This window comes from Ghiorsea bivora (genome assembly GCF_000744415.1).
GTDB classification, from domain to species: domain Bacteria; phylum Pseudomonadota; class Zetaproteobacteria; order Mariprofundales; family Mariprofundaceae; genus Ghiorsea; species Ghiorsea bivora.
This window is the reverse complement of record NZ_JQLW01000006.1, coordinates 205,560-220,969: the sequence shown is the minus strand read 5'-3', so window position 1 is coordinate 220,969 and position 15,410 is coordinate 205,560. Positions and strand designations below refer to the sequence as shown.

Here is a 15,410-nt window from a genome sequence, read left to right as displayed (position 1 = left end):
TGCCCGCCCTTTTTTATTTTGAAGCGTCTTTATGCAGGCGTTTTAGGGCGGCGACTTCTTTGCTGCTCAAATTACGCCAGCTGCCTATGGGCATACCCTCTTCAAGTTTAATCGGACCAAAACGTACGCGAATCAAGCGGCGCACAATGTGGCCCACTGCATCCAAAGTACGGCGGATTTCGCGCCATCTGCCGCGTTTGATGGTTACGGTTATCCAACTATGCCCACCATTATCGGAGTCAATGCTCATATCCCAAGGGTCGCTTAATTCACCTTTACCCAAATCGATACCGCCATTGCGTAACTTTTCAATGCTTTCTAAGCTTAAAGAACCTGTGAATTTCACTTTGTATTTGCGCGGAATTTTGTTTTTTGGCGCAATCAATGTTTGCAAGATTTCACCATTGCTGGTGAGCAATAATAAACCTTCACTATCCATATCCAAGCGACCAACTGATTGCACATGCGCAGGGATGTCCAAATGGTCATAAATCAACGGGCGACCTTTATCATCTTTGCGCGAGCACAATAAACCACGGGGTTTGTTGTAAAGCAGGTAGATTTGCTCTTGGTTGTTGTCCACGGGTTTATCATCGACCAATACCAAATCATTGGGCTGAATTTTGGTACCCATTTGGGTAACAACTTCACCATTGACCTGTACGCGCCCAGCCTCAATCATTTTATCGGCTTCGCGCCTAGAGCAAAGGCCGCAACTGGCAAGGTATTTATTGATGCGAACGCCTGTATTTTCAGGCTTTTCGGGTTGTTTTCTTTTATCGTTCATGCAATGTCCCCACTGTATGTTATTTGGTTGTCATACCGACCGCAGTGGAGGTATCTCAAGACCTCTCAACTTTGCTCGAGGTGACAGTTGTATTCTATACGTTATCCCCGCGAAGGCGGAAATCCACTTACGTGTTGTATGTGTTTGTTCATTTCTTTGTCAACAAAGAAACTGCCTTTTATAAGCTGCTTGTTCCCTTCGTTTACTTGTGTCAAAAGGGTGCGTGTTACTGCGCTTTATCCTTTTGCCACAAGATACTTCGGCGCAGCTTAGCAAAAGGTTGCCATATTGTATCTAAACGGTTTTTTATATCATTTCGATTTGGAGTGCGAACGGAATGGAAAAATCTCAAGACCTCTCGACTTTGCTAGAGGTGACAGTTGTATTTTTATATGTCATTCCCGCGATCAGGTGAATTGCGTAGCAAGAGAGTATCCCCTGGGGGAAGGCGGGAACCCATTCCGTTTGAATCATGGACTCCCGTCTGCACGGGAGTGACGCTCTTTTTAAAGCTTGTAATCCAACTTGACTGATTTACGCACTTTATCCATGGTTTTTCGTGCTTCACGACGTGCTTTTTCATTGCCTGCTCGCACAATGTCTTTCACATCATCTGGGCGTTTGGCTAAATCTTCTCTACGCTCACGGATGGGTTCTAATTCATCTTTCAAGTGTTTGAGTAAGATACTTTTACAATCCAAGCAACCAATACCTGCTGTGGTGCAACCTTCACGGACTTCGTTACGTTCTTCTTCAGTAGAATAGACTTTATGAAAATCCCAAACAGGGCAAAGCTCAGGGGTGCCAGCATCTTCGCGGCGAACACGCGCAGGATCCGTTGGCATGGTTTTAACTTTTTTCTCAGTGTCCTTCCAAGGCTCGCATAGCGTAATGGCATTGCCGTATGATTTACTCATCTTGCGCCCATCAAGCCCAGGAAGCTTGGATGTTGGCATCAATAAAGCTTGGCAATCTGGAAATAGCGGCGGAATACCTTGGCGATAAAGGTGATTAAATCTGCGTCCAATTTCACGGGTCAGTTCAATATGTGGTACTTGGTCTTCGCCCACAGGCACAGCATCGGCGCGATACATCATAATATCAGCCGATTGAAGCAATGGATAACCCAAAAAACCGTACGTTCCCAAATCTTTTTCGCGTAGTTGCGCAATTTGGTCTTTATAGGTGGGTACGCGCTCTAGCCATGAAAGTGGAGTCATAAAGGATAGCAATAAATGCAATTCGGCATGTTCTGGTACTTGAGATTGGATAAAAATCGTCGATTTTTCAGGGTCAATGCCCACCGCCAACCAGTCCATCAACATATCCCAAATTCCTTCTTTAACCACAGAAGGATTCGCATATTCGGTGGTTAAACCATGCCAGTCTGCGGCAAAGAAAAAGCATTCTTTATCCTCTTGCAAAGTTAGCCAGTTTTGCAGCACACCTTTGTAGTGCCCAAGGTGTAATTTGCCTGATGAGCGCATGCCTGAAACGATGCGTTTGATGTTTTGTGAATCTTGTTGTTGTTTTGCCACGGTACTTTTCTCCAAAATGAATGAAGGCGAAAGATTGAGGTTGAACCCACTTTAAAGCAATGTTTTGTTTTGCTTATGGAAAACTTGACTAGCCCCCCGCAAATATCTTGCCAATATCTTAAGCGCGAAAAGGAGAGAGATAGTAATGAGAGTACAATTAAAACTAGGAGTGAAGCTTTTATCAGTTTCATTACTTTTGGCATCTTGTGGAGCTACAAATAATGCAATGACAAACAAGTATAAAACTGTTGAACATTATAGAATTTTTGATGTTCAAACTTCCGTATCACGGTTTGATATGTCAGATTTAGTTAGTGACGGAATTGGTCGTTCTGTGTCAGATATGAGCGAAACAAGACCTATTCCAGATGGTTCGCCGCTTCCAAAGAAAGCAGGAAGATTTAAGGTGGTTACACAAAAACTTTCTGGTAATATGGCATTTTTTATGGCGAGAGCAGGTCAAGCAGGATTGAAGAGTGTGCAATGTGAAGGTGCCGCGTGGACAGGAAGTGCGCATCGACCTCATCCAGGAACTACAGGTGGAATTCAGTTTACGGCTTGTTTGTTCCCATACACTAAAGGTTATCATTTAGATTTTTATGCTTCCTATACAACGAAAGAAGGTTTTACGCTAAACCCTCTTGAGCTAGGCAAGAAACTTGGATCTGCGATTGCGGGTTCGGCGGGTTCACCGCAAGGTTTTGTGGATCAAACAGTATCCGAAGCTATGCAATATATTCACGATAGTACAAAAGCCAAGGTTTTATACATTGAGGGCTATCCCAAATATGCAGGATTACCATGGGAACAAAAAGAGACCGCATCTAATTAATACGACTAAGCCCTCTAAAACCTAGAGGGCTTTTTTTGTGCTTATAACGCGCCACCACAACTTGAACCTTGCCCTGCTGTGCAGGCATAACAATGATCCATAATGGCAATAGGTTGCCCTGCTAAACCATAACCTAGGGTTTGTGCTAACTCTTCTTGAGCGATGAGTTGGGCGATATGTAATTTTTCTTCACCTTCAATAGGTGCATGAAGCCCTAGCATTTGATTAAAATCACAATCGTAGACATAACCTTGCCAGTCGATACTGATTAAGGTTCGACACATCACACCTTTCATATTGGCTTGTTGAAAGTTGTCTTTGAGTAATGTCATGTATTCATTAAATAACCCTTTGCTGACAAGCGTACTGCCAAACCGAGCAATGGGCTGGTTGGTGATGGTAAAGAGTTCATTAAAATGGATGTCATATCGGGCTAACAATTCTTTTTTGTATGCCGCTTCAAGTTCCTCTTGTGAAGGGGGTAGGCTGATGCCTTGCGGGTTGTACACAAGATTTAATGTAAGTTTACTACCTTCTTCAGCATAGCCCAATGCGTTAAGTTTTTTAATGCCTGTAATGCTACTTTGGAATACGCCATTGCCGCGCTGACTGTCCACATTGTCTTCTAAGTAGCAGGGTAAGGATGCAGCAACCTCGACCTGGTTGTCTGCTAAGAAGTCTGCCAACCATTCATACCCTTCTTCATTAAGAATAGTCAGGTTGCAGCGGTCAATCACATTGATTTTGAGTTTACGTGCGGCAAGCACAAGTTTACGAAAGTGCGGATTCATTTCAGGTGCACCACCTGTTAAATCCAAAGTTTTGATGCCTGACACTTCCATCAACTGAATAAGTAAGTTGATATTGGCTTCATCCATCAACTCCTTGCGATTAGGGCCAGCATTCACATGACAATGAAAACAGGTTTGATTGCATAAATAACCGAGGTTGACTTGCAAGGTGTGCATGCGAGCGCGTTTAAGAGCTGGAAAGTCTGTTTTTTTAAGTAAAGGTAACATATCACGCATGTGAGGTTCTCCAAAATTAAGGTGTTGCAGTTTTGTCGTTTATTTTTGCCAAAGCTTACACTGGATAAGTTTTGGATATAGGTGAAAATCTTAAGGCTTGTTATTTAAAAAGTTGACGCTACAATTCGCCCCGCTTCGGGTTCAAACCTTTGAGGCAAACACCCAATAACGCGGGGTGGAGCAGTGGTAGCTCGTCGGGCTCATAACCCGAAGGTCGTCGGTTCAAGTCCGGCCCCCGCAACCAAATTACGCAACATTAATAGGGGCTTACGCTTAACGGCTTAAGTCCCTTTTTCGTTTTTTCACAATTCTTGTCACAGTTGATTCAATTCTTTGGTTTGAAAAAAGTCTAAAAAAGGGCTTTGTCACACCATTTGTCACAATAAATCTTCATCAGCCTATTGACTTTTACCCCTTCTAAAGGGTATATATTTAAGAGGCTTAGATAATAATATGGCAACAATAAGGAAGCGTGGAAAACACCAGTGGCAGGCTCAAGTAAGAAAGAAAGGATTCCCTCAGCGGGCTAAAACCTTTGAAACAAAACTGGAGGCTATCAAATGGGCAGAAGTCATTGAAGATGCAATGATGAACAACTCATTTAAAGGTATTCTTAAAGCTGAATACACAACATTCAGTGAAATTATAGAAAAGTATTTGGTTGATGTTACCCCTTTAAAAAAAGGGGTAAGACAAGAAACATCCCAAATCAGCGTTATAAAAAGAACACTGGCATCATTATCTTTGCTTGATAAGTCGATTGGTAATATCTCAGTAGATGATATGACTGACTACAATACTCTGCCTTGCTTTTTACTTTCTTTTGCTGATGGGAGGTTTACGCTTTGGCTTTTTATATATGTGAGGAAACATTGGATTTTACAACAGCTTATCAAGCCAGAGAATATCAAAACCTAGCGCATATTTTATCTTGTCTAGACTTCGCGCCTTACACCGATGCCTTATTAAAGTTAAACCAACAGGGCTGGCATAAAATTTTTAAACATGGTGATTTTCTACGTTGGTCCCAAGCCTTGAATGTTTTGCCAGATATACATGTGCAGGACGTTGATTTTGCGCAACAAGTGCGCATTGGTGATGGAAAAAATAGCAGTGTTGATCAAAGTGAGTTGGAGAAAGCTTTAAAACAGCTCCACCCTTGGCGTAAAGGACCTTTTGATATTTTAGGTGTGCATATTGATACGGAGTGGCGTTCAGATTGGAAATGGCAACGGGTGCTACCACATATTTCTCCGCTTCAGGATAAAATGGTGTTGGATATTGGTTGTGGTTCGGGTTATCACATGTGGCGCATGTTGGGTGAAGGTGCGAAGTTGGTGCTTGGCATTGACCCTTCACCTTTATTCTCTTTCCATTTTGCCAGTATTAAACGTTATCAACCCGATGCTGCAAACTTTTTAATTCCTACGGGTATCGATGAAATGCCTGATGGTATGCAGTGTTTTGACACAGTGTTTTCCATGGGGATTTTATACCATAGACGTGAACCTTTGGAACATTTGTATAAAATACGCAGTTTATTAAAAAAAGGTGGTGAGTTGGTGCTGGAAACCTTGGTGGTCGATGGTGATGAAACCACGTGTTTGGTGCCCAGTGGGCGGTATGCCAAAATGCGTAATGTATGGTTTATACCATCGGTTTCCATGTTGAAAATTTGGTTACAGCGGGCAGGGTTTAAAGAGATACGTTGTGTGGCCTTAAATACAACCAGTACAGAAGAACAACGCAGCACAGCATGGATGACTTTTGAGTCATTACCTAATTTCTTAGACCCGCAAAACACACAAAAAACTATTGAAGGTTATCAAGCACCCAAACGCGCTGTAATGGTGGCAAAATATGACTTTTGATTGCCAAGGGAAAAGCACGCGAAAGGGGCGCACATTGCAGTGGCGACATGAGCCACTGATAGCGGATAACCCATTAAGTGCGTGGCAAGGTTTACTCAAAGCGAGAGGCTTATCTGAGCAAGATGCTTTTTTTGCGCCTGCATTATCTGATTTACCAGACCCTTTCCTCATGCAAGATATGCAAAAAGCGGCAGATCGCTTGGTTTTCGCCATAGAAAAGAAAGAAAAAGTTCATGTGTTTGGTGATTTTGACTGCGATGGGGTAAGCGGTACCACTATCCTTGTAGAAGCCTTAAGAAGTGCAGGTGCAGATGTCTGTTTTTCCATTCCACACCGTGCCGATGATGGGCATGGTATTGGTGTAGAGCCTGTGCAGATGGCTTATGAAGCGGGGGCTACATTGGGGTTAAGTGTAGATACAGGTACCACATGTTTGGATGCATGCGATAAGGCGACGGCGTTAGGTTTTGATTTAATTATCACCGACCATCATTTGCCTGACAAGATATTACCCAATGCATATGCTTTATTAAACCCAGCACGCGAAGACTGTGGTTTTGCTGAGCGCGTACTGTGTGGTACAGGGGTTGCTTTCTTTTTGCTGATGGCGACTTGGAAGCTGCTTGCTGATAAAAAACAGCGCCCTGCTTATGATTTAAAACAATTGCTGGATAGGGTGGCAATGGCAACGGTAGCTGATGTGATGCCTTTGCAGGGTGTGAATCGCGTATTGGTGCATTTTGGGCTTCAACAACTGCGTACTGCTCCTTCTGTAGGCATGGCAGCATTGTTAGACATTGCAAAGGTAAATCGTAAACGCATTTCAACTGAGAGCATTGGTTTTTATTTGGCACCTCGGGTGAATGCGGCGGGTCGTATGCGGCATGGTGAAGAGGCGATGCGTTTATTGTGCTGCCAAGATGCAGGTGAGGCGGCAGCATTGGCAGCGTCTTTGGATGTATGCAACCAAGAACGGCGAAAAATTGAAGTGGAAACATATAAACAAGCATTGGTTAAACTTGAGGCAACCCACCCAAACAGCACAGGTGAAAACCAAGAAAAGAATACACATCTCACTGTTTATGATGAAAGTTGGCATGCTGGTGTGGTGGGTTTGGTTGCAGGGCGTTTGGCTAGGCAACATGGGCGACCCGCAGCCGTAGGTTTTGTGGATAACAACCAAGATATTCGTGTATCATTGCGTGGTGTAAAAGGTTTCCATATAGGTCAGTTATTGCAAGCATGTGAGGAGCATTTGCATGGGTTTGGTGGGCATGCTGGTGCTGGGGGTGGCACGGTTAAATCGGGCAGCTGGGATGCTTTTGTCTTGGATTTTACAAGAGCAGTCAAGCAACAACAAATGGATGGTCTGATTCAAAATCATTTGTTGATTGATGGTGTATTAAGTTTATCTGCTTTGCATATTGGTTTGGCAGCAAGGTTGCAGCGTTTTGAACCTGTTGGGCAGTCTAACCCCGCGTGTTTATGGGTGATTCATGATGTGACTGTGGTTGATGCTAAAAAACTTAAGGGTGGTGTGATGCGTGTACGACTGACGGATGGTTTGCAGTTTATCAATGCTGTGGTTTTTGGTGCAGGTGTTTTGGCAGATGATTTACAAGAAGGTGTATGTGTCTCGGTTTTGGGGCAATTGCAAACCGATGACTATCGGGGTGGTGATGCGGTGCAATTTGTGATTAAAGATGTGGTGTTAGAAACGAACTGAGGCCTTAATAGGCTCGTTGTTTTTCTCTGATGTGGTATCTTCTTCACGTTGTTTCTTTTCTTTTTCCAAGATTTGCATGGCAAGAACCAAACCTAAAATAATCATAAATGGTTCCATGATTCGCACAATAATAAAGGTATTGGCGCCAATACCGTGCACCAATAAACCAGCGAAGCCACACAGTGCCCCCAAGGCTACACCGCGCATCACAGGGTCTTGAAGTTTACGGCTACTTTTTTTGAGTAATACCCAAACCCGCCGTAAGAACCAAATAAAGAGTACAAGCCCAACAATACCCGTTTCTAATAAAACACGTGGGTATTGTGCATCAAGAAACTTACCACCTGTAACACCTACACCAAAAACAGGATTTTTAGGGAAGTCATTGGTGATGACATCCTCCCAAGCTCGCAACCGCTCTGTTGTTGATGTATCAACTTTTATATTACCCACTTGCAATTGGCCCGATTGCTCGGCTTGGTTAAATGTAAACATGACACGGTTAATAACATTTTGCGGTAAAACAAAGGGGGCAAGAGCCAGACCTGTTAAACACATAAAAAAGAGTAGTTTTTTCTTTTGAGAATAGAAAAGAAAACAAATGATTGCCACAATAAAGGAAAGGTAAGAACTTCGTGATTCTGTAAATGCAAAGGGTATAAGAATAATGCCCATGGCAATAAAGAGTAAAAAACGTTGTTTTTTGTTTGTTGTATGCAGAAGAATACCCAACATAATACTAAACATAAACATCAAGTAACCACCAAAGGTATTGGGTTCACCCTCAGCACCTTCAAAAGGTGCGGAAACACGAAGCCCTGAAGGTATTTGTGCGATACCAATAAGTGATGCAACCAAACATGTGAAAATCATAACCATCAAAAAACGTTTGATGATGGCTTCATCATGTACATGATTTACTACGATATAAAACAGAATAAAATATTCCAAATATTTGATAACAAAGAATATACCATACAAACCAACCTTGCCGGAGAAGAAAGCAATCATGGTCGAAAAGGCGCAGGCGACCCAATATAAAAAAGCGGCTTGATTGATGGGTGTGCGACGTAAGAAACCAAGCTCATTGCGAACAGCCATACGTACTAACCATGTGAATGAAATCAGGGTTAACATAATATCATCCAAGCGCAATGTGATACCTCGGGACTCAGTAGTACTGCTCATGCCTGCAGCAACTTCTTGGGCTGATGCGCCACCAAAGGTTAGCTCAGGTGAGAGCAGGGTGGACAAAATAAGGAAGTAGAGTGCTAACTCAATGCTGGTGAATGTGATGACGACAATCATTAAACCCGCAAAAAGAAGCAAAGGACCTTGAATAAGCTGAGGTGCTAAAAGATAAGCGCTATAAAGTAATAACGTGGTTAAAACAAACGTTAGTAGAATGTTTGGTGGTATAGGGACACGAATGCTTCGAATACTCAGGGTTGTTTACCTGCATCAAGGTGTCTTGCTTTATCCATAGGCTGATAGTCTTTGTTGTAAGGCTCATTAAAGCTTTGGCTACATTCTTGAATCAAAACGACAATGCCAGCAGCTAACATGGTTAAGATAAAAATCGCAATAAAACGGTTACGTTTTTTTTTATGTTTTACGAAGTGATCAAAATCTCTTTGCATGATTACTCCTTGTCGAAACGTGTTTTCACTGCCTGCCATAAACGCAGAGAGCGACGTTTCATTTTTGCAATCCATTGCTCAAATATATTTCCTCGAATTTGTTCATCATTACCATATGCATAAGCATAATAGCGATTCATTTTATACGTTGCATAATCGGGTGATAGCTCACCGCGAACACCATTGAGGATAATGCCAAGCACATGGCCACCCACAGCTTCAATGTTGGTTTTCACACGTTTCAAAGCACCTCTAACCACAGAACCAATGTGGTATACAAGCAATACACCGTCTACTTTTGAAGCTAGTATGGTTGCATCAGTGGTATGCAATAGTGGTGGCATATCAATAATTACCATATCATATTCTTCACGTACTTCTTTTAAGATGGTATCCATCATGGGTGCTGCCAATAAGTCTGGGGGATTGGCATTTACAATACCACATGTAAGAATTTCTAATTGATCAAGACCTGGTGTTAATAAGGCTTGATCAATACCCATGTCGCCTAACATTACATCAGAAAAGCGTTTAACTACATCCTGCCAATGGTATTGCCCTAATAAACACTCACTTAAACCTGGGTCACGTTTGAGACCAAAAGTATGGTGTTGCATAGGTTTGCGCATATCAGCATCAATTAGGAGTATACGCCCACCTTGTTGGGCCAATACCACCGCCAAGTTCGCTGCAATTGTACTTTTACCTTCTTTGACCGTAGAACTGGTAACTAGAATAACCTTGTGCCCACCTGTTTGTGAAAAAAGCAGGTTGGTTCGTAAACTGCGGTAAGCTTCTGAAATGGTTGATGGCGGTGAGAAGTGACTAATCAGACGGATTTGTCTTTCTAAATGGTGTCCACTTGTTTTGAGTTCTTTGACACCAGAAAACAGTTCAATGGCTTCATCGTGATCCAATTGGGGTACAAAACCAACAACAGAAGTATCCAAAAAGCTTTCCACTTCTTCAATGGTGCCTACAGATGAGTCCATCGCTTCAAGAATCAAAGATACGATCAGACCAAGTACCAAACCAAGAATCATGCCTGCCAGACCACTTTGTACAGGGTTAACAGGGTTGATGCGAAACACTGGAATCATGGCTGGGCGCACCAAAGACACAGCCTGCACTTTTTCGGCTTCTTTGATTAACACTTCTTGATATTTCTTCTCAAGCAAGTCGAACAATTCTTCATTGATGCGCACAGTACGTTGCATACGTTGCAGTTCTAGGGCTTGTTCGGGTACACCCTGGAAACGATGTTTGGTTTTTTCTATACTTTTTTGAATATCAGAAATACGCCGTTGTGTGAGTTCAATTTGTTTGATGAGTTCATCGACCATGCTGGATAAAATATCGTGGGCCTGCTCACGTAACTCTTTGATTTGTGGATGGTCATCGGTGTAGTTGGTCATCAACTCAGTACGTTTGAGTGCCATATCAACCAAACGTTTGTTGAGCTGGTCAAAGTAGTTGCTCACGCTACCTGCAATGGTGACAGCTTGGTAATCCCAATCACCATTATTGATACGTTGTTTGAGTGGTTTGATAGCAAATTTCAGGTCGCCCAAATGCGCTGTGGCTTGACGGTATTCTTGTTCCAAGTCAGAAATAATGCGTGCCATAAGTTCAGGATCGGCGCTTGAAAAAGATAAATTATGTTTATTGCGGTAATCACGAATTTGTTCTTCAGCTTTTTTTAGCCGTTTGCGTACAATGATTAACTGTTGTTGAATAAACTTTTTTGCTTCGAAAATCCGACGATTTTTATCTTGTACGTTAAATTCTTTAAATTCATCGGCTACAGCTTGTGCCAAGTCACGTGCAAATAAGGGGCGTGTTGAAGTGGCAGAGATAGTGATAATTCCCGAGACTTGATCTTGGTATACAGATATACTGTCTTTGATACTCAACACTTCATCCATATAATCGGGGTTAGCCCGAATTTCTTCTGAACTTAACTCTGGAGGAATAAGGTTCATGCGTTGCGCCACACGTTCCATCACGGCATAAGACTCAATCATAGCCAGTTGTGTTTTGACATCACTGTACGATTGTCTTGAACCACCGCGAAGCAGCAGGTCGGCAACATTCACCGATGACTCAATTTTGATGGCAGAGCTGGATGTATAAATAGCGGGTGGTTGTTTTGCCCAAGTCAGAAAACCACTGAAAAAACCCATGGATAAGGCACAAAAGATAATAATCCAACGTCTTCTTACAATAATTTGCCAATATTCAGATAAATTAAGTTCGTAGCCTTCGTTATGTTGTGCTGCTGCCATTATTGAATCTGCCCCGTTAATAAGCGTAGCGTTAGAATTTGCTGGGCAATGCTAACAGGTTGTAAAAGCAAAGTAATCGAAGGTGTTATATCAGCTATAAACTTATTCCAATTGGCAATAGGGCGTGATGGTATAATCAATACATCTTTATCCATCAAAGCAAGGTTTTGGGTTAAATCACCTTCTTCAAGGAAACGTTGGAAGTTAACAGCTAGGATTTGCGGTTGGTCTCTATCTGTACGTAAAATTCGAATATCTGGTAAATAGGCATCATTAGTCAAGCCGCCCGCCTTAGAAACAGCATCCAAAAAGTTGATATCACCTGTAAACTCTACAATACCAGCTTTGGCAACTTGCCCAAGCACATAAACTTGGCGTTTGGATTGGGCAAGTGATGGGATAAAAATGGTATCTCCATCATCAATAATAGCATTTTCAGATAAATCACCTTGGCGAATAGCACGGTTTAAATCCAAGAGTACGGTTTTACCATCACGAATGATTTGTACATTATTTAAGTTGGCTTCTTTGGTCGGACCACCCACACGGGATAAAAAATCAACCAAACTTTCTTTACCGCGCAGGGCATAAGTGCCTGCACCTGTAGGTTGACGTGATAAACTTTGTACCTCACCAAAAATACTGGCAAATTTACTCTTGGCTTTAAGCACTTGAACATCAACGCGTGGGTTTCGTTCATACTTCCTAATAATGTTTGTGGTTAGGCTATCGATTTCACGTGGTGTTAGACCTGCCACTTTAAGCGCAGCTTGGTAAGGGAGGGATACCGTGCCATCGATTTGTACGATGACCTTTTGTACCTCTGACTTTGCACCCTGCCAAAAAGTAATTTGTAGCTCGTCACCAATACCAACTTTGTATTCAGGTACACCATCAATGGTTTTAAACACCTTGTTCTCATCAATATTATATAAGTCACGCTTATTGATATTGGATGCTGATAAAGGAAGTTTGGTGTTTTCAATTTTAAAGGCTTTTACAAACACCCTTCTGTTTTGACGTAAGGAAGCAGGGTCTAAACCTGGTGGAAGTGGAGACTTATCGCCTAAAGCATCAATGATTAAGTTTTCTTTTTTTGCATTGTGCCTTAAAAGTGTTGTCGCTACAGCATCTGCGCGGGCTCTGGAGAGTGCTGTGTTGTTGGGGTATAATTCAGAATGAATGGGACGTTGGTCAGCACGACCTTGTAATTCAAGGTGAAGCTGACTTAAATCCACACCTAATGATTCAACCCATGCGTTGACTTTTTCAATGGATTCAGGGTTTAAACGTGCTGTTCCCGAATCGAAATAGATAGAAAGGCGTTTGCCTACTTGTTTTGATAAGAATTTTTTCATGGGTAGCGGTTTGGCTTTGCTAAAAGACCAAATTTCAACCCCACCATCTGCTCGTGTTGCGGCAATATCTAATAGACCATTGTTTTTGACATCACCAAGATCCAAATCAAGGTATACGCCATAGTTGGGTACTTGATGATCTTCACTGATAAAACGGTTGTCTTTCCAACTCCAAATAGCCATGCCTTGACCAATACTGGATGAGGCAACCAGCTCTTTATCACCATCTGCATTCAGGTCGCCTACGCGCACGTCTGACCAAGTGCCCGAAGTTGTAAGGCTTTGAATTGTCCAAGTTTTTTCACCACCTATCCAGTAACGAATACCTTGTTGGTATAAACCAGCCACAATATCCAAGTTGCCATCGCTATTGATATCAGCAACCGTAACCGATTCAGCGTCGGCATTGGTGGGTAATACCAAAGGCTCCCAACGTGCATTACCATCACCATACCAAACTTGAATGCCACCAGCTTGACTCCAAAGTTGTTCTCTGTTTTGTGTAGCACCCAAACCGCCACGACGCGCAGCTATAATATCGAGGTGACCATCTGCGTTAATATCTTCAACTGATACACCTGTGAAGATACCTTTGACCATAGGTCCAGTGCCTTGAACCCAGCCATTGTGTCCATCATTAAGCAATACATAAATGCCGCCATCGGCAATGCTATCTGAGCGAACAGCAATAATATCTTGCCATCCATCTTCATTAATATCAGCAAATTTAACGGCATGGAATACGCCCGCAACCAAGGGGGACGAGTGTAGGTCCCAAGTCTGTGTTTGATTGTTTAGTTTCCATACTTGTAATCCTTTTTGGTCACCTTCGCCGCCAATAAGGACTTCAATGTTGTTATCGTGATCAACATCTGCAGTTGCAATGGCGCGAGGCTGCATGGCTGTAAGTGGGCCGCCCTGTAGTGTCCAGTTGCCAGTACCATCACCCCATTCAACATGGAAACCATCAATATTTTCATGACCACCAATAAGTAAGTCGATATAACCATCTTGATTCAGGTCAACATAGTGCACTGATTGTGATTCAGATGCTTGTTGTGGACCTATATTGTGCATTTTGTATTTTGGAATAGGCGAGTTTAGCGCCTGCAAGGGCATGGATGGTTGTGGAACTGTGCTTCTACATGCCAATAAATTCACACTTATACAGATGTAAAGAAGGGTGAAAATGAACCTTTTTAGGCTCTGCTTACTGGTCATGTTTGCCCCTGTATGCATAGGTTTTGGCAGATGGTTTGTGTGTTTTGTTGTAGGATTTTACGTTGTGTGTTTGTACAAGCCAAGACCATCTCCTCTATATGGAAGTCATGTAAATGCTTTATTTTTAAGATAAAATTTTGAGCCCCGTGGTCTTTATTTAAGCAAGCAAGTCTCAAGCCAAAAGAGAATAAGACGTAAGATGTTTTGTAGGTTAAGTTTTTAAGTATGTTGATGAAAGTGTGGGGCACATGCCTTTTCAAGAAAAAGAGTGCCTGAAGGTTTAGGGTGGTAGTCAATACTTTCATAGTCGAATGAAAGACTAATTCATTATAGGTGTCAAGGGTTTACGCCATTATTTTATAGTGATAGGTGAACAGGTAAGCTGTTATGTTTGTTTTAGTGGAAAATAGAGATAAAAAAAGACCTGCAATTGCTTGCAGGTCTTTTAAAAAATGGTGCTCCCTGAGCGATTCGAACGCCCGGCCCTCTGATTCGTAGTCAGATACTCTATCCAGCTGAGCTAAGGGAGCCTTTTATTGCTGTTGTCATCTTCTTGCGAAGACGGCGGCATAGTAACGTCTTTTATCCAAACTTTCCAGTGCGAATTATCCATGCCAAATAATTCAGGGAAATCTTGGTACAACCAGCCTTCATACATCAATGTATCACGATAATACAATGCGACAAAAGCTGCGGGATTGCTTATGCTTGTATCATTGATAAGTGTATTATCTTTGATACGTAGCCCTTGAGCAAGCCCTTGCAGTTGAATCGACCAATCATTGGTTTTTTTCTCACTGCCATTTTGAACATTAACTTCAAATATACGTGTTGTTGCTTTGTTCAGGACAACAACAGTTGCATTTCCTTGATTGTTCATTGCCCAATCAGGGAGTTGCTTGGCTTTTGCAGAAGCATGAGGGTCGGTTGGGACACTTAAAGGCAATTGCCACTCAATTTCCTGCGTTTTTTCTCCATCACATGCGCTTAAAAACACTGCTAAACTTAAGCCCAGTAATGTTTTTAAAAACATGGCGGAGAGAGAGGGATTCGAACCCTCGATAGATTTTACTCTATACACCCTTAGCAGGGGCGCGCTTTCAGCCACTCAGCCACCTCTCCTT

At 42.3% G+C, this 15,410-nt stretch carries 12 protein-coding genes and 3 tRNA genes; 5 read left to right on the top strand and 10 right to left on the bottom strand.

Annotation, left to right across the window (positions count from 1 at the left end; all coding sequences use genetic code 11):
• Positions 1–13 precede the first annotated feature (13 nt).
• Positions 14–787: a pseudouridine synthase gene (locus tag DM09_RS03690; RefSeq protein WP_051938066.1), complete on the bottom strand. Its 774-nt coding sequence runs from the start codon at positions 785–787 to the stop codon at positions 14–16.
• A 506-nt stretch (positions 788–1,293) separates the two neighbouring features.
• Positions 1,294–2,325, bottom strand: a complete 1,032-nt coding sequence (gene trpS / locus DM09_RS03685) for a tryptophan--tRNA ligase (RefSeq protein ID WP_038247709.1) — start codon at positions 2,323–2,325, stop codon at positions 1,294–1,296.
• 145 nt (positions 2,326–2,470) lie between these two features.
• Between trpS and DM09_RS03680 the strand changes: the two genes are divergently transcribed.
• On the top strand, positions 2,471–3,157 hold the full coding sequence (locus tag DM09_RS03680; protein ID WP_038247708.1) for a hypothetical protein: 687 nt from the start codon (positions 2,471–2,473) through the stop codon (positions 3,155–3,157).
• Between the two features lie 41 nt (positions 3,158–3,198).
• Here DM09_RS03680 and arsS read toward each other — a convergent pair whose 3' ends face one another.
• A complete protein-coding gene (arsS, locus tag DM09_RS03675) occupies positions 3,199–4,185 on the bottom strand; it encodes an arsenosugar biosynthesis radical SAM (seleno)protein ArsS (protein ID WP_038247707.1) in 987 nt (328 codons plus the stop codon).
• Positions 4,186–4,354: 169 nt separating this feature from the next.
• Here arsS and DM09_RS03670 point away from each other — a divergent pair.
• The 4 genes from DM09_RS03670 to recJ all read left to right on the top strand — a co-directional run bounded on the left by DM09_RS03670 (position 4,355) and on the right by recJ (position 7,782).
• Positions 4,355–4,429 (top strand) — tRNA-Met (locus DM09_RS03670).
• A 209-nt stretch (positions 4,430–4,638) separates the two neighbouring features.
• Complete coding sequence (locus DM09_RS11030) at positions 4,639–5,103, top strand: hypothetical protein (protein ID WP_051938064.1); 465 nt, start codon at positions 4,639–4,641, stop codon at positions 5,101–5,103.
• Complete coding sequence (gene cmoB / locus DM09_RS03660) at positions 5,031–6,056, top strand: tRNA 5-methoxyuridine(34)/uridine 5-oxyacetic acid(34) synthase CmoB (protein ID WP_232507740.1); 1,026 nt, start codon at positions 5,031–5,033, stop codon at positions 6,054–6,056. The genes DM09_RS11030 and cmoB overlap by 73 nt, the downstream gene beginning before the upstream one ends.
• Positions 6,046–7,782, top strand: a complete 1,737-nt coding sequence (recJ, locus tag DM09_RS03655; RefSeq protein WP_038247705.1) for a single-stranded-DNA-specific exonuclease RecJ — start codon at positions 6,046–6,048, stop codon at positions 7,780–7,782. The genes cmoB and recJ overlap by 11 nt, the downstream gene beginning before the upstream one ends.
• Here the strand turns inward: recJ and DM09_RS03650 are convergent.
• From DM09_RS03650 to DM09_RS03625, 7 genes are all read right to left on the bottom strand, one after another.
• On the bottom strand, positions 7,768–9,090 hold the full coding sequence (locus DM09_RS03650; protein ID WP_081881072.1) for an O-antigen ligase family protein: 1,323 nt from the start codon (positions 9,088–9,090) through the stop codon (positions 7,768–7,770). The genes recJ and DM09_RS03650 overlap by 15 nt on opposite strands.
• A 134-nt stretch (positions 9,091–9,224) precedes the next feature.
• On the bottom strand, positions 9,225–9,422 hold the full coding sequence (locus DM09_RS03645) for a hypothetical protein (protein WP_038247704.1): 198 nt from the start codon (positions 9,420–9,422) through the stop codon (positions 9,225–9,227).
• A 2-nt stretch (positions 9,423–9,424) separates the two neighbouring features.
• Positions 9,425–11,707: a GumC family protein gene (locus tag DM09_RS03640; protein ID WP_051938062.1), complete on the bottom strand. Its 2,283-nt coding sequence runs from the start codon at positions 11,705–11,707 to the stop codon at positions 9,425–9,427.
• Positions 11,707–14,142: an FG-GAP-like repeat-containing protein gene (locus DM09_RS03635; protein ID WP_038247703.1), complete on the bottom strand. Its 2,436-nt coding sequence runs from the start codon at positions 14,140–14,142 to the stop codon at positions 11,707–11,709. The genes DM09_RS03640 and DM09_RS03635 overlap by 1 nt, the downstream gene beginning before the upstream one ends.
• Before the next feature lie 597 nt (positions 14,143–14,739).
• Positions 14,740–14,816: transfer RNA gene (locus tag DM09_RS03630), tRNA-Arg, on the bottom strand.
• Complete coding sequence (locus DM09_RS11325; protein ID WP_081881070.1) at positions 14,807–15,319, bottom strand: DUF2155 domain-containing protein; 513 nt, start codon at positions 15,317–15,319, stop codon at positions 14,807–14,809. The genes DM09_RS03630 and DM09_RS11325 overlap by 10 nt, the downstream gene beginning before the upstream one ends.
• A tRNA-Ser gene (locus DM09_RS03625) sits at positions 15,319–15,408 on the bottom strand. Before DM09_RS03625 ends, DM09_RS11325 begins: the two co-directional genes overlap by 1 nt.
• Positions 15,409–15,410: the final 2 nt, after the last annotated feature.